General features: G+C 41.7%; 6 protein-coding genes. All 6 read right to left on the reverse strand.

All coding sequences use genetic code 11. The features are described 5' to 3' along the window. Position 1 precedes the first annotated feature (1 nt). Complete coding sequence (locus AC1DV1_RS18955) at positions 2-1,474, reverse strand: glycan-binding surface protein (RefSeq protein WP_477362068.1); 1,473 nt, start codon at positions 1,472-1,474, stop codon at positions 2-4. A 26-nt stretch (positions 1,475-1,500) separates the two neighbouring features. Next, a complete protein-coding gene (locus tag AC1DV1_RS18960) occupies positions 1,501-3,117 on the reverse strand; it encodes a RagB/SusD family nutrient uptake outer membrane protein (protein ID WP_477362070.1) in 1,617 nt (538 codons plus the stop codon). A 29-nt stretch (positions 3,118-3,146) separates the two neighbouring features. After that, entirely contained in the window at positions 3,147-6,320 is a 3,174-nt protein-coding gene (locus AC1DV1_RS18965) for a SusC/RagA family TonB-linked outer membrane protein (protein WP_477362072.1), read from the reverse strand. Between the two features lie 895 nt (positions 6,321-7,215). Continuing rightward, complete coding sequence (locus tag AC1DV1_RS18970; RefSeq protein WP_477362074.1) at positions 7,216-11,418, reverse strand: two-component regulator propeller domain-containing protein; 4,203 nt, start codon at positions 11,416-11,418, stop codon at positions 7,216-7,218. A gap of 333 nt (positions 11,419-11,751) precedes the next feature. Then, a complete protein-coding gene (locus AC1DV1_RS18975) occupies positions 11,752-13,431 on the reverse strand; it encodes a cellulase family glycosylhydrolase (RefSeq protein ID WP_477362076.1) in 1,680 nt (559 codons plus the stop codon). Between the two features lie 657 nt (positions 13,432-14,088). Further along, positions 14,089-15,636 (reverse strand): carboxylesterase/lipase family protein, encoded by a 1,548-nt coding sequence (locus AC1DV1_RS18980; RefSeq protein WP_477362078.1) that lies wholly within the window; start codon positions 15,634-15,636, stop codon positions 14,089-14,091. Positions 15,637-15,809: the final 173 nt, after the last annotated feature.

The raw sequence follows: 15,809 nt of genomic DNA on the forward strand, positions 1-15,809 counted from the left end.
TTTATTTAATTTTAACAACTCTAAAATTGTCAAAAGCACCGTAAAAACCTGTGGCTGTAGCCGAAGCGCTATAGTTGTGTATGTACACAAAGCACGATGTATTTCCTGATGAGGTTACCAAATCGGCAAGTTTAGTTATAGATTCCCCTTTGCCCTCGCCAAGCGTACCATCTGGTTTACGGAACGATGAAAGAGGAATAGTTACCGTTATCCACCCTTTTGTTGAATAAGGTGCCGTGGTAGCAGCGTCTTTTTGCCATGGCTCCCACCTGGCTATAGGGCTGCTATCTATCCCGCTTAGAATATCAATGGTACCACCATTCCAGGGTTTTGAAACATTAACTTCAAATTTAAATGCCCAGTTGCTAACGGGATCATTAATATTGGCTGTTGGTACCCACTGTGCTCCATTCATACGTATTGCATAACTGGAGTAAGTATTTCCTTCGCCCGCAGCCAAAACACCAGTTTTCAGCACCATGTATTGACTTGAATTGCCAGGAAAATCAGAGCTGCCACTTGTATAATAGGAACCGCCCCACCATTGCCAGTTAAAATTTCCGCCCCATTCCCAATCTGATATTCTGCCGGTTGCAACATCGTTTACATTGTACACGGTAGCAGTGTTACCAAACTTTGTAGTTACAGCTGCCGGCCCGCTTTTGCTTAGTGCAGGCAAAACAAAACGAACAGAACTTCCATCACTTGTTTCTTTAAAAGAAGTAATTGGGGTACCTGCAAATGATAGTGACTGGATGTTTTTAAGATATGTACCATAAACAAATACCGAATCGCCCTGGCTGGCATTTTCGTTTGAAATGCCGGTAATGGTTGGCGTGGCAACTATTTTTAAATTAATAGTACCAGCCTTGGCTACTATTAATAACTGATCGGTAGGCGTTGTTGCCGGCATAATAAAGTCGAGGGAAGTGCCGTCGGAGTTTGATTTAAACGATGTAATTGGAGTTCCTCCATACACAAAGCGTTGAACCAGTACTAAATTTACACCATAAATGTGAACAGAATCTCCCGGGGCGGCAAATACGTTAGATATAGCCGTAAATACAGGTGCTGCCGGGCCTAATTTGAAAGCGAACGTTGCTGAACCCGCCGTTGTAACATACTTTACTGTATATAGTTTGGCAGTATCAATTATTGAAAACTGTATGGCTGGGATTTTCACCACAGCACTGCCGGGGGCAAATAAAGCAATGTTAAAAGAGGCGGGAACTCCGTCAAAATAAATTTGAGTTGCATTTTGCAAATTCTGCCCGGTTATTACCACCCATTGGCCATTGGCCACAGCGCTATGCAAAACCGTATCATTAGGCGAGGCTACATAACTTTTAATAGCTGCGATAACCGGAGGAGCACCGCTGCCGCCATCAGCATTCTTTTTACAAGCTGGTGATAAGGCCACTATCATGAATAAAAGCGGCAAAAAAAACAAGCTTAGGTATGATTTCTTTTTCATAACAATTTATTTAAAGTGTTTCTTAATTAATAATATGGTACCGGTGGAGCTGCCAATTTGGGATCGGAGGATAATTCGGATGCCGGAATTTGCAATGTAAATGAACTGATGGATGCCGGAACCGTAGATGGAGCAGTAGTAGTATCCCTTGTGGCCTTACGCGTTGTAGCATCATAACTAAACGTTTGGCGGCTGTGGGTGGCATCCTGATCGTTAAGCAACTTCACAGCTGCCATCGGACTGTAAAAAGAATACCTAACCAGGTCTATCCAATATTGCCCTTCAAAAGCAAGTTCAACTCTTCGCTCTTTAAGTATTGTAGTGCCGTCCAACTTATTCACAGGGGTTACGCCAGCCCTTGTCCGCACCTTATTAAAATAGGTTAAGGCATCCATGTCTACCGTAATACCGTTGTTACCCAAAATAGCTTCGGCATACACTAAATACACATCAGCCAACCTGAGTACTGCGTCATGCTCAATGGATGACGTATAAGTCATTGTTGGGGCGTTGTTATCCACTTCGTTGCCAATAATGTGTTTTTTCAAGCCAACGCCTGTTGATTTAAAACCACCACCTGCAGCATTCAATTCGGGATAAAAATCTCCGTTGAGCATTATAGTGGCTTTGCGCCTTATTGTATCATCAGCCGAGTACATCTTATACAGATCCCAGGTTGGAGCTAAGCCAAACCAGGCACCGTTTTTTTGAGGATTTATAGCATTGCTTGGTGAAAAGGTTAAATACATGTTACCAGTTTCCCAACTCGTTTGATCTGGCGACCACTGAAAAGCAAACAATGCTTCGGGGTTATCGTTGTATTGCGACMTGAAAAGATTATAATAGCCGAGGTGGTTCGGGTCATCCTGCCCAAGAAGCGTTAATCCGCTGTTTTTACATACATTGCCTGCGTATTTTTTTGCACTGTCCAACAACGCCTGGTTGCGTTGCCCTTCCTGTTTGCTGCCCACACCTGCCATTGTTAAATAAGCTTTGGCCAGCATTCCTTGCGCCGACCAGGTGGTTAGCCTGCCTTTGTCATCTTTTAAAGGAAGGTATCGTGCGGCATAAGTTAAATCGATGGTGACAAATTTAAATACATCACCAACAGTATTACGATTAAGCATTGGGTTGTTTATCAATTTGGAATTGTCCTCGATAATGGGCACAGCTCCCCAATAAACAGCAAGGTGGTAATAAGCTACCGCACGGATGAACTTAGCTTCGGCAATAGCAGCATTCCTGGTTGCCTGCGGGATAGATGCCGACGCTGTTTGCTGTATGGCATTAATAACATTATTGCATTGACCGATTACGATATACAAACCTGTCCAACCCTCATTTAAAATGCCATTATTCGCCGTAATTGTGCGACTAAAAAGCTGGCCCATATCGTCGTTATAGCCTACATGACCGGTTCCGCTCAATATATCGCCCAATTGCAGCAATGCATTATAATGCCATTGCCCCCAGGGCGCGCCACCGTACAGACTGGCAGTGGCCAACCTTAAATCATTGGGGGTTTTGTAAAAATTAGTAGAGCTGATTTGAGAGTTGGATGGACGGTTCAGGAATTCCTTTTTACATCCGGCAATTGCAGCTCCGAGTAGCAAAAAAAGTACAATTTTATTAATTGGTTTCATAAAATATCTTTTTAAAATTGGTAATCATTTTATTTGTTAAAGGTTAGGCTTGCACCAATCGTAAATACGCGTGGCAGCGGATAGTTACCGCCATCTATACCACCCTGAAGGGGATTCCATGTACCAATTTCAGGATCCATCCCTTGATATTTTGTGATTACAAATACGTTGGATACGTTAGCATATACACGTACCGAATGCAAGAAGATTCTGGACAACATGCTTTCTGGAAAACTGTAATCTAACCTGATATTTTTACAACGCAGGAATGAAGCATCCTCGATCCACAAATTAGAAGGGCGGTTATTAAAGTTGGTGACGTTATCCTGTCTTAAACCCACAACCGATGTATTCGGGTTTGAAATATATACGTTGTTGATATCAGATGATGAACCTTTGGGATCTACCATCGCATATTTGGCGTAATCTAACACCTGTACAAAATAGGACGTGTTATTTTGTGAACTGGTTTGTGATACAGCCAATTGGTTATAAACTTTGTTGCCATAACTACCACTGAAGAAGATATTCAGGCCGAAATTTTTGTAAGTAAATGAGTTGTTGAACCCATATTGGAATTTAGGGAGAGGCGAGCCCAGGAAAGTTTGGTCTTTTGTATCGATAATACCATCACCATTCAAGTCTTTAAACATACGGTCGCCGTACCAGATACCGCCATAAGCAGGAGTAATTGGGTAAGGTTTTCCGCTTTGATCAGCACTCCGTGCATGGTTTTGAAAATCACTTGGCTTTGCAAATATGCCATCATATATGTAGCCGTAAAATTCGCCGATTGGTTGCCCCACTACGGTTTTTTGAACAGAGGTAGTTAAGCTTGCATCACTTCCGCCAGAGCCTAAACTGAGTACTGTGTTCACATTTCGTGAAAAGGTAAAGTCAGTTTTCCATGAAAAGTTTCTGATGTTGGTATTAGTAGTGCTAATACGGAAATCAAATCCTCTATTGCGAATAGAACCAACGTTTACATAAGGTGCAGCCATGGCCCCCGGCGACCAATTGGTGGTAGTACCGCTAAATTCAGGAAGAGGAACTTTTAATAAAAGCCCTTTTGTTTCGCGGTCGTAAGCATCGAACGACAAGTTTATGCGGCCGTTAAAAAACGTTGCGTCAAGTCCGGCATTATAATAATTTGTTTTTTCCCAGGTTACATCTGGATTTGGCAAATTGCTTTGAAACTGCGAAACACCTGATAAACCGGTTGGAACTGTTGTAAGTTGGGTTGCATAAGTATTGCCCGGGATACCCTGGTTGTTGGTAAGCCCATAACCAAGTCGCAGTTTCAATTCATCTATAGATTTTACACTTTTTAAAAATGCCTCGTTATTAATTTTCCAGGCAAATGCTCCTGAATAGGTAACAGCCCAATTATGGTTAACCGGAAAGTTTGAAGAACCATCGTTGCGCAGGTTACCGGTGATCAGATATTTATCATCCCATGAAAAATTAACCCGGCCGAAATAAGATTCAGATGCGCTACCGGGACCATGATCGCCACCATTTGTTACTACAGTAGGATCACCGGCACTGATGGCCTGCACATTATTTGAAACAAAATTTTTACGCCCGGCGCTTATATTTTCATAATAATCTGTATTTGCTTCGTGCCCTCCTAAAATACTGAATTTAGATTTCTTGAAATTATGGTTGAAAGTTAAATATTGGCGCCATGTGGTGGCGTAGTCGTGATTCATATCCGAGCCGGCACTGTTGACGGGGTTGGAGACATTGTTAGTTGCTGTTCCAAATAGAAAAACCGGGTTAAAAGTATTGTGGGAACCAAATGTGAAGTTACCAGATACTTCTGTGCGGAATGACAGATCCGTAGTAAACTGTATTTCTGCATAAGCGTTGGTATAAGCCTCATATCTTGCAGATTCGTTTTTTAGAAGCGAGGCTAAGCCTACGGGGTTTGCAACAGGTGGTACCCAACCATCCGACGTGGTAACACCACCATAGGAACCGTCGGCGTTTTTTACTGCAACATCGGGTGTCATGCTTAACGCCTGGCCAATTACACCGCCGTCAGTGGCAACTGTGTTTTCATAAACACGAAAAAACTGAAGGCTGGTTCCCAGTTTTAACCATTTAGTGGTTTTAGTGTCCAGGTTCAAACGTACCGAGTATCTTTTGAAAGCGGACCCAAGCGCTATACCTTGCTGGTTGAAATAAGACCCCGATATATAATATTGGGTTTTTTCATCACCACCGCTTACAGAAAGTGTATGACTTGTCATCGGTGCTTTACGGAATAACTCACTTTGCCAATCTGTACCCTTACCTAAATATTGCGGGTTAGCTAATTCCGGCCTTGTACCGTAGCCCCAAACTTGTGCGCGGGCATTCAAAAATGTTGCTAACTGTTGTAAGTCTACGGTAGGGAGCCGGTTACGAATCTCCTGGTAACCGGTATAAAAATCGTAATTTACTGTTGGGCGCCCTGCTTTGCCTCTTTTTGTGGTAATAACAATTACACCATTGGTAGCCTGCGAACCATATATGGCCGTTGCGGAAGCATCTTTCAACACATCGAGCGATTCGATGTCGTTAGGATTGATACCACTTAAGGGGTTGGAACCGTGACCCGGGTCGGTAGCCGGAGGAATAATAACACCATCTATAACCACCAATGGCGCATTAGCCCCTGATATTGACGATACGCCACGTATTTGAATAGATACGCCACCACCCGGCTGGCCTGATATCTGTTGCACTACTACACCTGCAACTTTCCCTTGCAGAGCCTGATCAAAAGTAGTGGGTTGTGTTTGGCGCAATTCGGTACCTGATATTGAACTGATAGAGCCCGTTACATCAGGCCTTCGCGATTTACCATAACCAATAACGACTACTTCGTTTAAATTACTGGATGTTGAATTAAGCCTGACGTTAATTTCTCCGGCTTGTTTAACAGTTATCTCCCGTTTCGCGTAGCCTAAAAAATTAAAAACAAGCACTTTGCCCGGTTCGGCAGCTATATTATAGCTACCATCAACGCTGGATATGGTGCCGAGGCCTGTGCCTTTAACTTTAATGCTTACTCCCGGTATTGGCTGGCCGTCGTCTGCGCTTGTTATTTTTCCGGTGATATTGACGGTTTGTGCATGGGCTGAAAAATAAAGAAATATGCCCGCGATAATTAATGAAAACTGGTATTTCACTCTTCTTTGTAAATTTTTATCCATCTGGTAACAGGATTTTAAGGTTTGATAATTGGTTCATTGTTGTTTTGGTTAGTACTTAATTGGTTTTTCTTTCATTCATAATTATCTTAGTTATCACAACTTTTTGGTTAAAACACATCCAAAAAGGCACCTGAAACTATCTACCTGATAGGTTCTTCACATGAAACGACTGCCTAAACAATCGGTAAAAACTTCAGGTGCAGCCAGAGACATGCTTATTAATTCAAAAAAAATTAACTGTTGGTCCTATTGGTAATTGGTGGTACATCGTACAAAAGCAACTTCTTTACAGACATTACCTTAAACCTTTGTTCCGGGGGATGAAACTATGATAACTTAAAAAAGGGGACGTGGCAGAGTTGAGCAAAAATATAGACCAAATGTTCAAAAAAACATAACTCATTGTAAATAAATAAATTACAAATAAAAAACATGATCATTACACCTTGTATCGTTATAAAAAACTTATATAATAATTCGGGGCCAAGGAATCCCTGGAGGACTTTGTGGACTATTAGCTAATTGGAGCCAAACACGAAATGGATAACGGCGTTACAACGATGTGAAACGGGGCAAACGCATCTAAATAGTTAACGGCGATAAGTGTTATTTAATAATAGCTAACGGAGTAAGCTTATAGCGTCGGGAAAGTATAAGCATCAAACAATACCTTGTTTCTATTGGCTGGTCCTGGTTACATGATCCAGGCACCAACGGGACTTGTGTTGGCTAACAACAGGCACAAGTATTATGGTACAACTAAATTTTGCGATCAGTTTAGTGTTAACCATGTTTAAATATAAAATATTGATTATAAAATACTTACAAAAAAAATATCTGAAATGTGTTAAGTTATGTTAACCCAATTAGATGTGTTTACCCTGTGATGTGAAAGCTATTGTTCTTCAGCTTCGGATAGTTTCTTCTGGCGAATAGAACTGATATAGGATGAGGGAAGCATGTTATACTCCTCTTTGAATAGCTTTGTGAAATATTTGGGGGTGTTAAATCCTACCTCATAGCAAATCTGGCTAATGGTCATCTGGCTGTTTTCAAGCAGATACACCGCTTTTTTAAGCCTTATAGAACGAATAAACTCGACAGGCGATTTGCCGGTAAGCATTAATACCTTGTTATAAAGCGATCCACGGCTCATGTTCATTTTGCGACTTAATTCTTCTACCGAAAGGTTATCATTTAAAATATTGAGTTCTATATACTCAACTATACCCCTTAACAGTTTCTCATCTTCATTTGGCAAACGTATTTCCTGTAATTGCACATCCATTTGTTTTTTGTAGGTACGTTTATAGGTATCCCGCAGCGTAAGGATGTTTTTGATTTTGGAGAGCAGTATTTCGAAATTAAATGGTTTTGTCATGTAATCATTCGCGCCAATTTCCAGTCCTTTTACCTGTTCTGCCTCGCCGGTCAATGCGGTTAACAAAACAACGGGAATATGCGACGTGCGCTTATCATTTTTTAGTTTTTTGCACAATTCAATGCCGGTCATCTCGGGCATACTGATGTCACTAACAATAATGTCCGGATGTTGCGAAAGCGCTTTTTGCCAGCCTTCCCTTCCGTTTGAAGCTTCGATTAAAAAAAATATATCCTTTAAATTATCTTTCAGATAAAAACGAAAATCATCATTATCCTCAACCAAAAGGACCACAGGCATCTTATTTGTACGCTGCTGTTTGGATACAACTTTACTTTCAGAATTAATGACGTCGTTCGGGCTTTCACTATCAACTTCATCTTCAACCGGTAGTTCAATCGCCGTGCCGTCATAAATAATCAGCGGCAGTTTAATAATAAAACAGCTGCCGTGATCCGGCTCACTTTCTACTGTTATTTCTCCTCCATGCATCTTTACAAACTCCCGTGTTATAGCAAGGCCGATGCCGCTGCCCTGGTTAATCATCGACTCGGGAATATCGTGCTGAAAAAACCGTTCGAAAATTTTATTCTGCTTTTCTACCGGAATGCCAATACCTGTGTCTATCACTTTTATTTCAAGAACAGCATCACTATCGCTCTGCTTATCCATATTAAGTAAAACACTTACCTGGCCGCCGGCCTGCGTAAATTTGAAGGCATTTGATATCAGGTTGAACAGTATCCTTTCTATCTTATCATGATCAAAGCTGGTAAACAACAAATCAACCGTAGTGTCAAATACAAAAGCAATATCTTTTTCTTCAGCAATATCTGTGAATGACATGCTTATTTCGCTGATGAACTTTACTATATCGCCCGGCTTACTGTGCAGTTTCAACTCCTGGACTTCCATCTTACGAAAATCGAGCAGCTGATTTACCAGGTTTAATAGCCGCCTGGCATTTTTTCTTATCATACTCAGCTGTTGCTTTTGTTCCTGGTCAGCACGGGTAAGCATTTTATCAACCGGCGCCATGATTAATGACAGCGGCGTCCTGAACTCGTGACTAACATTGGTTAAAAACTTAGTTTTCAGCTGGTCAAGCTCCTGCATCCGTTTAACCTCCTGGCGCTCCTGTTCAATTATTAATTTTGCTTCCTGCTTCTCTTTTTCAGCCTCGAATTGTCTTTTAATTTTTCGGATTCCTCTTTGCCGGATAAGCAAAAGTATACCCAGGCACACTACAAGGTAAATAACATAAGCCAAAGTTGATTTCCAGAATGGTGGCAGTACTTTTATCCTTAACGAAATGTAATTCGGATTCCACACGCCCTCCGAATTGGATGCCCGTACCCTAAATACATAATTCCCCCCATCCAGGTTAGTATAATTTGCTTTTCGTGTTCTATTATCCGCGTTTACCCACCCTTTGTCGAAACCCTCCAGCGTATACTGATATTTTATTTTGCCGGGATTAAAAAAATCAAGAGCAGCAAACTCTATTGAGAAGACGTTTTCGTTATGATTAAGTATGATACTGTTTGTTAACGACATAGCTTTAGAGAGTACCACATGATTATTTATAGCCTCGTTGGCTGATACACTTTTATTGAATAACTGAAAATCGGTAAATATTAATTGCGGCTTATTGGTATTGAATTCTAAGTTTGCAGGATCAAAAATATTAAAGCCATCAACACCGCCAAATATCAACTCCCCCCTGCGTGTTTTTAAAGCGGAATTCATATTAAATTCGCGGCCCTGCAAGCCATCTGTTTCGTCGAAGTTTGCGAAATGAAAATTAAACCCATTACCTTTTGGGGTTAAGGTGATATGGCTCAACCCGTTTGATGTGCTTACCCACACAGTTCTGTTATTATCTTCCAGTGTTTTCGATATTGAATTTGCCGGGAGCCCATTTTTTTTTGTTAACGAGGTAAAAATATTTGTCTTAGGATTAAAAACACTCAAGCCGCCTGCTGTCGCTATCCAAATCAGGCCACGGCTATCCTCGTTAATACTGTTTATCGTGTTGTCAACTAAATTATTTACGTCGCTACTATTTGAGATATAATGAGTAACTCCTTTTCCATTTTTTAATATTACATCTACACCCCAATATCCTCCAATCCATATATTGCCACGCTTATCCTCAAACATTGCTGTTACCATCGGCGATCTGATGTCGCTTTGTTTAAAAGGATGATAAAAGGTTTTTTTCGTGCGGTCGAAAATTTCAAGACCACCTGCAAACGTCCCTACCCACAAACGGTGCGAGGAGTCTTCCAGGATGGTCCATATTCTGTCGTCGGCAACACTGGTGGCTATATTATCATCATGTTTGTGATGGGTAAATGTGGTTCCGTCAAAACTGTCAAGACCGCCAAAATAGGTACCTATCCATAATTTTTGATCATGATCTACATATAAGTCAAGAATAATATCATTGCTCAGGCTATTTGCATTTCCGGGATCGTGTTTATATTGCGTAAACCTGCCTGTATTGCGGTTAAAATAAATCAAGCCGCCCCCATTGGTGCCAATCCACAGGTTTCCACGCTCATCTTCTATGAATTTGTAAACATCGTTAAAACTCAAACTACCAGGATCTGAGGCAAAATGCCTGTAGAGTGGGAACCTAATAATATTCTTATGATAATAACTTACTCCTTTTTTAAAAGTGCCGGCCCATATAATACCTAAATTATCCTTATAGAGTGCCACGCTGTTTTGCTTTAATGATTTGGGATCATCTTCCCGGTTTAGCAGGTAAGCAATTTTGAAAGTTTTTTTATCAAGTATGTTTATACCGCCATGGTCAGTTGCAATCCATATCAAGCCATCATCGGTCTGAATAATATTATTAATTACCTTCGCGTTTAACTTTGCTCCGGCCGATTCCTTATCAATATGCCGCAAAGCCCCCGTTGAAGGCCTGTAGTAAAATATACCCGATTCCGCATATAATGTATAAAACCACAAATCATTATCCCGATCTACGGTTAAAGAATAATACCCGTCTTTATTGTTTGTTGCCTTACTAAAAACGTCTGTGTGATAGCTAATTTTACTACGCTTAACATCAAACATCTCCACCACGCGCTTACTGTATACTATCCATATGTTGTCTTTAGCATCAGTGGTAATGTCAGTAATGGACCCTGAGTATAATGATGGGATGGAATTAACATGATGATTATAGTGCTTAGTCTGCTTGCTTATGGCATTATACCTGTAAATCCCAGAATCGGGTATCAAAAACCAAAAGTCCGCTGAGCCAGACCGCACTATCTTAGAGACGTACGGATAAGCAGGAAGTTTTAAAGAGCGGAGCAACGAGGGCATATCCCTATTAAACTGTTCCGTTTCCGGATCATAAAAACAATACCCACTACGGGTTAATATCCATAGTTTTTTATCAGGTCCTTCAAAAATTTTGTTTATATAATCGTCGCTAACGGAATTCTTATTATTGCCATCGTGCTTAAATACTTTAAAAGTATAACCGTCATACCGATCAAGGCCCGATGCAGTGCCAAACCACATAAAGCCTTCTGAATCTTTAAATATGCAATTAACCTGGTTATGTGAAAGTCCGTCGCTAATATCAAGGTGCGAAAACCGGTATTGGCTACTTTGCCCAAAAGCATTTGCACATCCGAAAATCAATATAACCGCTAGGAAGAAATAATATTTTACGCGAGTGGAGATCATTATTGAAGGCCCAAAAACAACAGATAAACTTTTTAAAGTCAACACACTAAGGTAGTACAAATGTTATATAATAAGCGGCCATGTTTCAATTTTTACTCCGATTGTCAAAGGACGGGTTATAAAATAAAAAATGCGTCCGTATCTCACCCCGGACGCATTGACCTGCCTTTTTTCAATTAAAATCACAGTATTTACCGTGACGTCTTAAAAAATGTGTCCGTATCGCACCCCGGACGCATTGACCTGTCTTTCTTCAACTAAATCACAGCTATGTTGTGATATCCTGGATATTTTTAAACTTATTGTTTAACCGGTTTGTATTCCGCTTATCCTTTATATTTTCACAAATCCCCATTGCTGATTCTTGCCTCCGGTGTAATCCGATTGATCAACCGCTCCCCCATTTTTGAGCGAAGATTGTTTAACTTCCAAAGCTTTGCCACTATTAACATTGATAATTTTAAAATATCCATTGTCGGTTGGCTGAACTAACCACTTTTGATTATTCCCGCCTGTGCCTGTATAATCCCATAAATCCGCCTGGCCACCGTTAGCATTATTCCAGCCATATATTTCCAAACACTTACCAGAAACGTGCATAGGTGTTAACAGGTAACTGCTGCCTCCGGCAGATTGCACCTTAAATTGTTGGTTTTGTCCGGCTAAATAATCCCATTGATCTGCAGCTGTTTGATTAGCAGTTCCCCAGCCAGCAAACTCTAAAGCTTTAAAACTGTATCTATTAACTATCTGGTAAACGCTTCCGACCTGAATTGCTGAGGATGAGGCCGTCTGCGTTCCTTGCACGAGTGCGGTCAACTGCTGTCGATCTTTTATAGCATACGTCGACCTGTCAATGATAGAGCCGGTGTCCCAAAGAAATGGCAGCATGCCGTTTGCCAATGCCTGGTGCATAACGTAATTATACCAATAGGCTCTGGAAGCAATATGGAGATCATAAGCATCTCCTGTAAGAGACCGGCGCCCGGCCGCAAATTCTCCCATTACCACCGGGATGCCGTGATCAACAAACTTCGTCTTCATCGACTGAAAATATCCATTGAGGTCCGACTCTTCGCCATAGGTGGCGTTGCGCGTAGGATCGGCAGTGGAGTGATATCCCGAACCCCAATAATAAAACATGTTTCCCCATGATGCATCGCCGTCCATCAAGCAAAAGTTGTAAGGGGTATAATAATGCACTTCAACCATCATACGATTGGAAGCCGGATCTGTTGGAAGGGTGTTCATCAAATTGTTCGTCTTTACAATATCTGTACTTGGCCCCTGGATAAGCAAAGTTCTATAACTATTGTGCCCACCTGTTGATCTGACAGCATTGATAAAAGTTTGATGATAGGAAAGCAGAATGTTCATCCCTGTGGCATCTGCAGCAGGAGGTTCGTTCGCGCTGGCAAAAATCAGGTGTTGGTCAAAACCACGCATTTTCGTTGCAATCTGTTCCCAAAGTGCCTTCTGTTTGGCGTTAACTGCAGCCTGCGCGGTTGTTGTAATATTGGCATCCAGCCATCCGCCGTCCCAATGTATATTTAATATCACATACATCCCATCATTAATGCAGTATTGAACAACCTGCTGCACACGGGCGAGCCAGGCCGGATCTATTTTTGCAGTTGTTGAATCCGGTACATGTGACCAATTCCAATTACAAGGAATCCGTATCGCGTTAAAGCCGCTTTGTTTTAACTTGTCAATCAGCGCCTGGGTAATATTGGGATTTCCCCAACCATTTTCATTAGGCGCTGCTTCCATTGTGTTGCCTATGTTATATCCTAATGTGATATTTGCAGCAAGTTGGGCCGCCGTACTGCTCATCCCCGTTTGATCGGGCGCCAATGGCGAAATGTTATAACTCGGATAACTGGTTGCAGTCAACGTCTTTTTACTCGTTTTAACAAACGGCGTAACTGCCGAGCCGGGAGTTTCCTGTTTGTGGCATCCACACGCCACCAGCATGATGGCGATACCGAAAAAATAGTTTAGTGTTCTCATATATTGAATTTAAAATTGGTTTCTTGTAAAAAATGACACCGGCAGTTATGAATATCACATATCCATATAGCTGCCTAATTACATGCCCGGCACCATCTGGGTTGGTTCATATGATAAAAAATATATAATTGGTAATTAATTGTATTTGTTTCCGGTCATAAAAACGACTGCCGACAATACGCTGTCCACTTAATAACAATGCTTTTGTTTCCTATCCGGAAACAAAAGCATTGTTATTATTATTTTGAAAATGCGCTCAGATTTATTGATCTGGCAGCCAAAAATATAGACCGGAAAAGTAGATGAGGGGGTACAAAAGTGAATAAATAGGGCACGAAATGTTCAAAATAACAAAACTTTCCAGCAGAGGTAATTGCGAGACCCTTAATTGAGTACTTTTAATATTATTTGAAAGCGCACCGGTGCAAATGTTGCCAACCTCAACTCAAATTAAGGTTAAAACGAGAACTGTATAATGGATAATGTGTTCATTACTGATCTCAAATAGTTTAGTTTATGGAGCTTAACTTGTCCTTATCTTAAACAATATTCAGTTCAGAGCTTTTGCCTGGCCGTATTTTAGCAGTGCCTCTATATCATTAAAAATAATGATTGCCCTTTGAGATTATGTGCGTATGTTGGTTTATCGCATAAATGTTATTTAATCCCGGTTCCGCCATCGGGCGAAAGCCTCCACTTGAAATAACCATCCAACACTTTTAATGATGTGGCACCCGGTACAGGGCCAGTATGTACGGTTTGCGAAAAGTACAACACAACGGGGTGAGCATCGTTAAAAGCGGGCCATGCTGGCTCTCCCATGCCGTTCGGGTCGCCATACTTGGCAAAATTTGTCCAATATGTGCCCATCGCGTCCGAGATGGCCAGGTCTGTTTTAGTGGTTTGCGGGCTTGAAGTATCGAGCGTACCAAATACATAAGCTACTTCTTGTCCATGCGACGATCCATACCCGGCAAGGGGCGAACCTTCAGGATAGCTGGGATGTTGATCAAAATAATAATAAAAAACCTTCGATTTACCTCTTGACTGTAACCTTGCCCAACTCCAGGTATGCCAACCAAACGCGGCATCCCGCATTAGGTCGCGTGCGGTTTTTGCAACCTTAACGGTACCGGCAGGATAAGCTTTAATAAGCTCGTCGGCAAACTTACCATAGCGGTCTTTTACCGCCGCAACATAATTTTCGGGAGTTTTTGGGGGTGAGAAACTGGCGCCCTCATCGGAGTTATAACCCACCAGGATGGGTATATCGTTATATTTCCCCTCTTCATAGCGTTTATATTGGTCGCCAGGTATTAGCCAACCGTCAATAACTGGCCACGCTAATCCACGCACCGCAGGCAGTTTATCTGCATCAACCTTTCTCAAATCAGCAATCGAAGTAAAGCCGGCCTCTTTAACGTACGCTGCACCCGCGGCTTCAGCAACAGGGAGGCTTTTCATATTTTCACCCGGATAAGTTGTAGCACGCGTAGGCCCAAATGAACCACCGCTTTCGGATATTGCGCCCTTAAAAAGGCCTTTAGTCAAAGGGCTTGCACATAACATACTAACGGCTATACCACCTGCCGACTCACCAAAAATTGTAACTTTATTGGGGTCACCGCCAAAGGCGGCTATGTTTTCTCTAATCCATTTAAGGCCGGCTATCATGTCCAACAAACCATAATTTCCCGAAACATGGTTGGGGTTTTCGGCGCTAAGTTCGGGATGCGCTAAAAATCCAAGCTGCCCTACCCGGTAGGCGATGCTTACCAATATCACACCTTTTTTTGCCAGCTTCTCCCCGTTATAAGTTGGCTCGGCGGTCCCTCCAAAGTTAAAAGCACCGCCATATATCCACACCAGCACCGGTAGTTTGTCGGCAGGTGATTTAGCTGGCGTCCAAACGTTCAGATACAGGCAATCTTCGCTTTTTTTTGAAGCGGGGTTGCTGCCGCCTTGTATAGGTTCCGGAGCAAATTCATCGGCCCGGCGAACACCGTCCCATTTTGCGGCGGGCTGTGGAGCGCGCCAGCGAAGTTGCCCCACCGGAGGCATTGCAAAAGGAACGCCTTTATAAATGGTAAGGCCATTTTCAGAAGTTCCCTGTAACACCCCTTCCTTTACCTTAACAGGAACAGGCTGAGCTTGCGTGAATTGATCAGCAAGCATCGCCACAAGCAAAAAAATCAGATATCTCATAAATATTTAATTGGCTATCAAAACTATTACTGAGTTAATAGTACTAAGTTAAAAGATAAATATTCTTGACTTAGTACTTAAAACTTTCGGCTAAAAACTATCCGTCATTACACGAAAACTTAACACCACGTTAAATGAATGATCTTGCACATTCTATTTCTTAAAGTTTTATC

It is taken from the genome of Mucilaginibacter sp. P4_D1, assembly GCF_056401935.1.

What these genes read in the sequence shown, in the direction of transcription:
- AC1DV1_RS18955 (WP_477362068.1), bottom strand. Translation starts at nt 1,474, where the DNA reads ATGAAAAAGAAATCATACCTAAGCTTGTTTTTTTTGCCGCTTTTATTC.
- AC1DV1_RS18965 (WP_477362072.1), bottom strand. Translation starts at nt 6,320, where the DNA reads ATGGATAAAAATTTACAAAGAAGAGTGAAATACCAGTTTTCATTAATT.
- AC1DV1_RS18970 (WP_477362074.1), bottom strand. Translation starts at nt 11,418, where the DNA reads ATGATCTCCACTCGCGTAAAATATTATTTCTTCCTAGCGGTTATATTG.
- AC1DV1_RS18975 (WP_477362076.1), bottom strand. Translation starts at nt 13,431, where the DNA reads ATGAGAACACTAAACTATTTTTTCGGTATCGCCATCATGCTGGTGGCG.
- AC1DV1_RS18980 (WP_477362078.1), bottom strand. Translation starts at nt 15,636, where the DNA reads ATGAGATATCTGATTTTTTTGCTTGTGGCGATGCTTGCTGATCAATTC.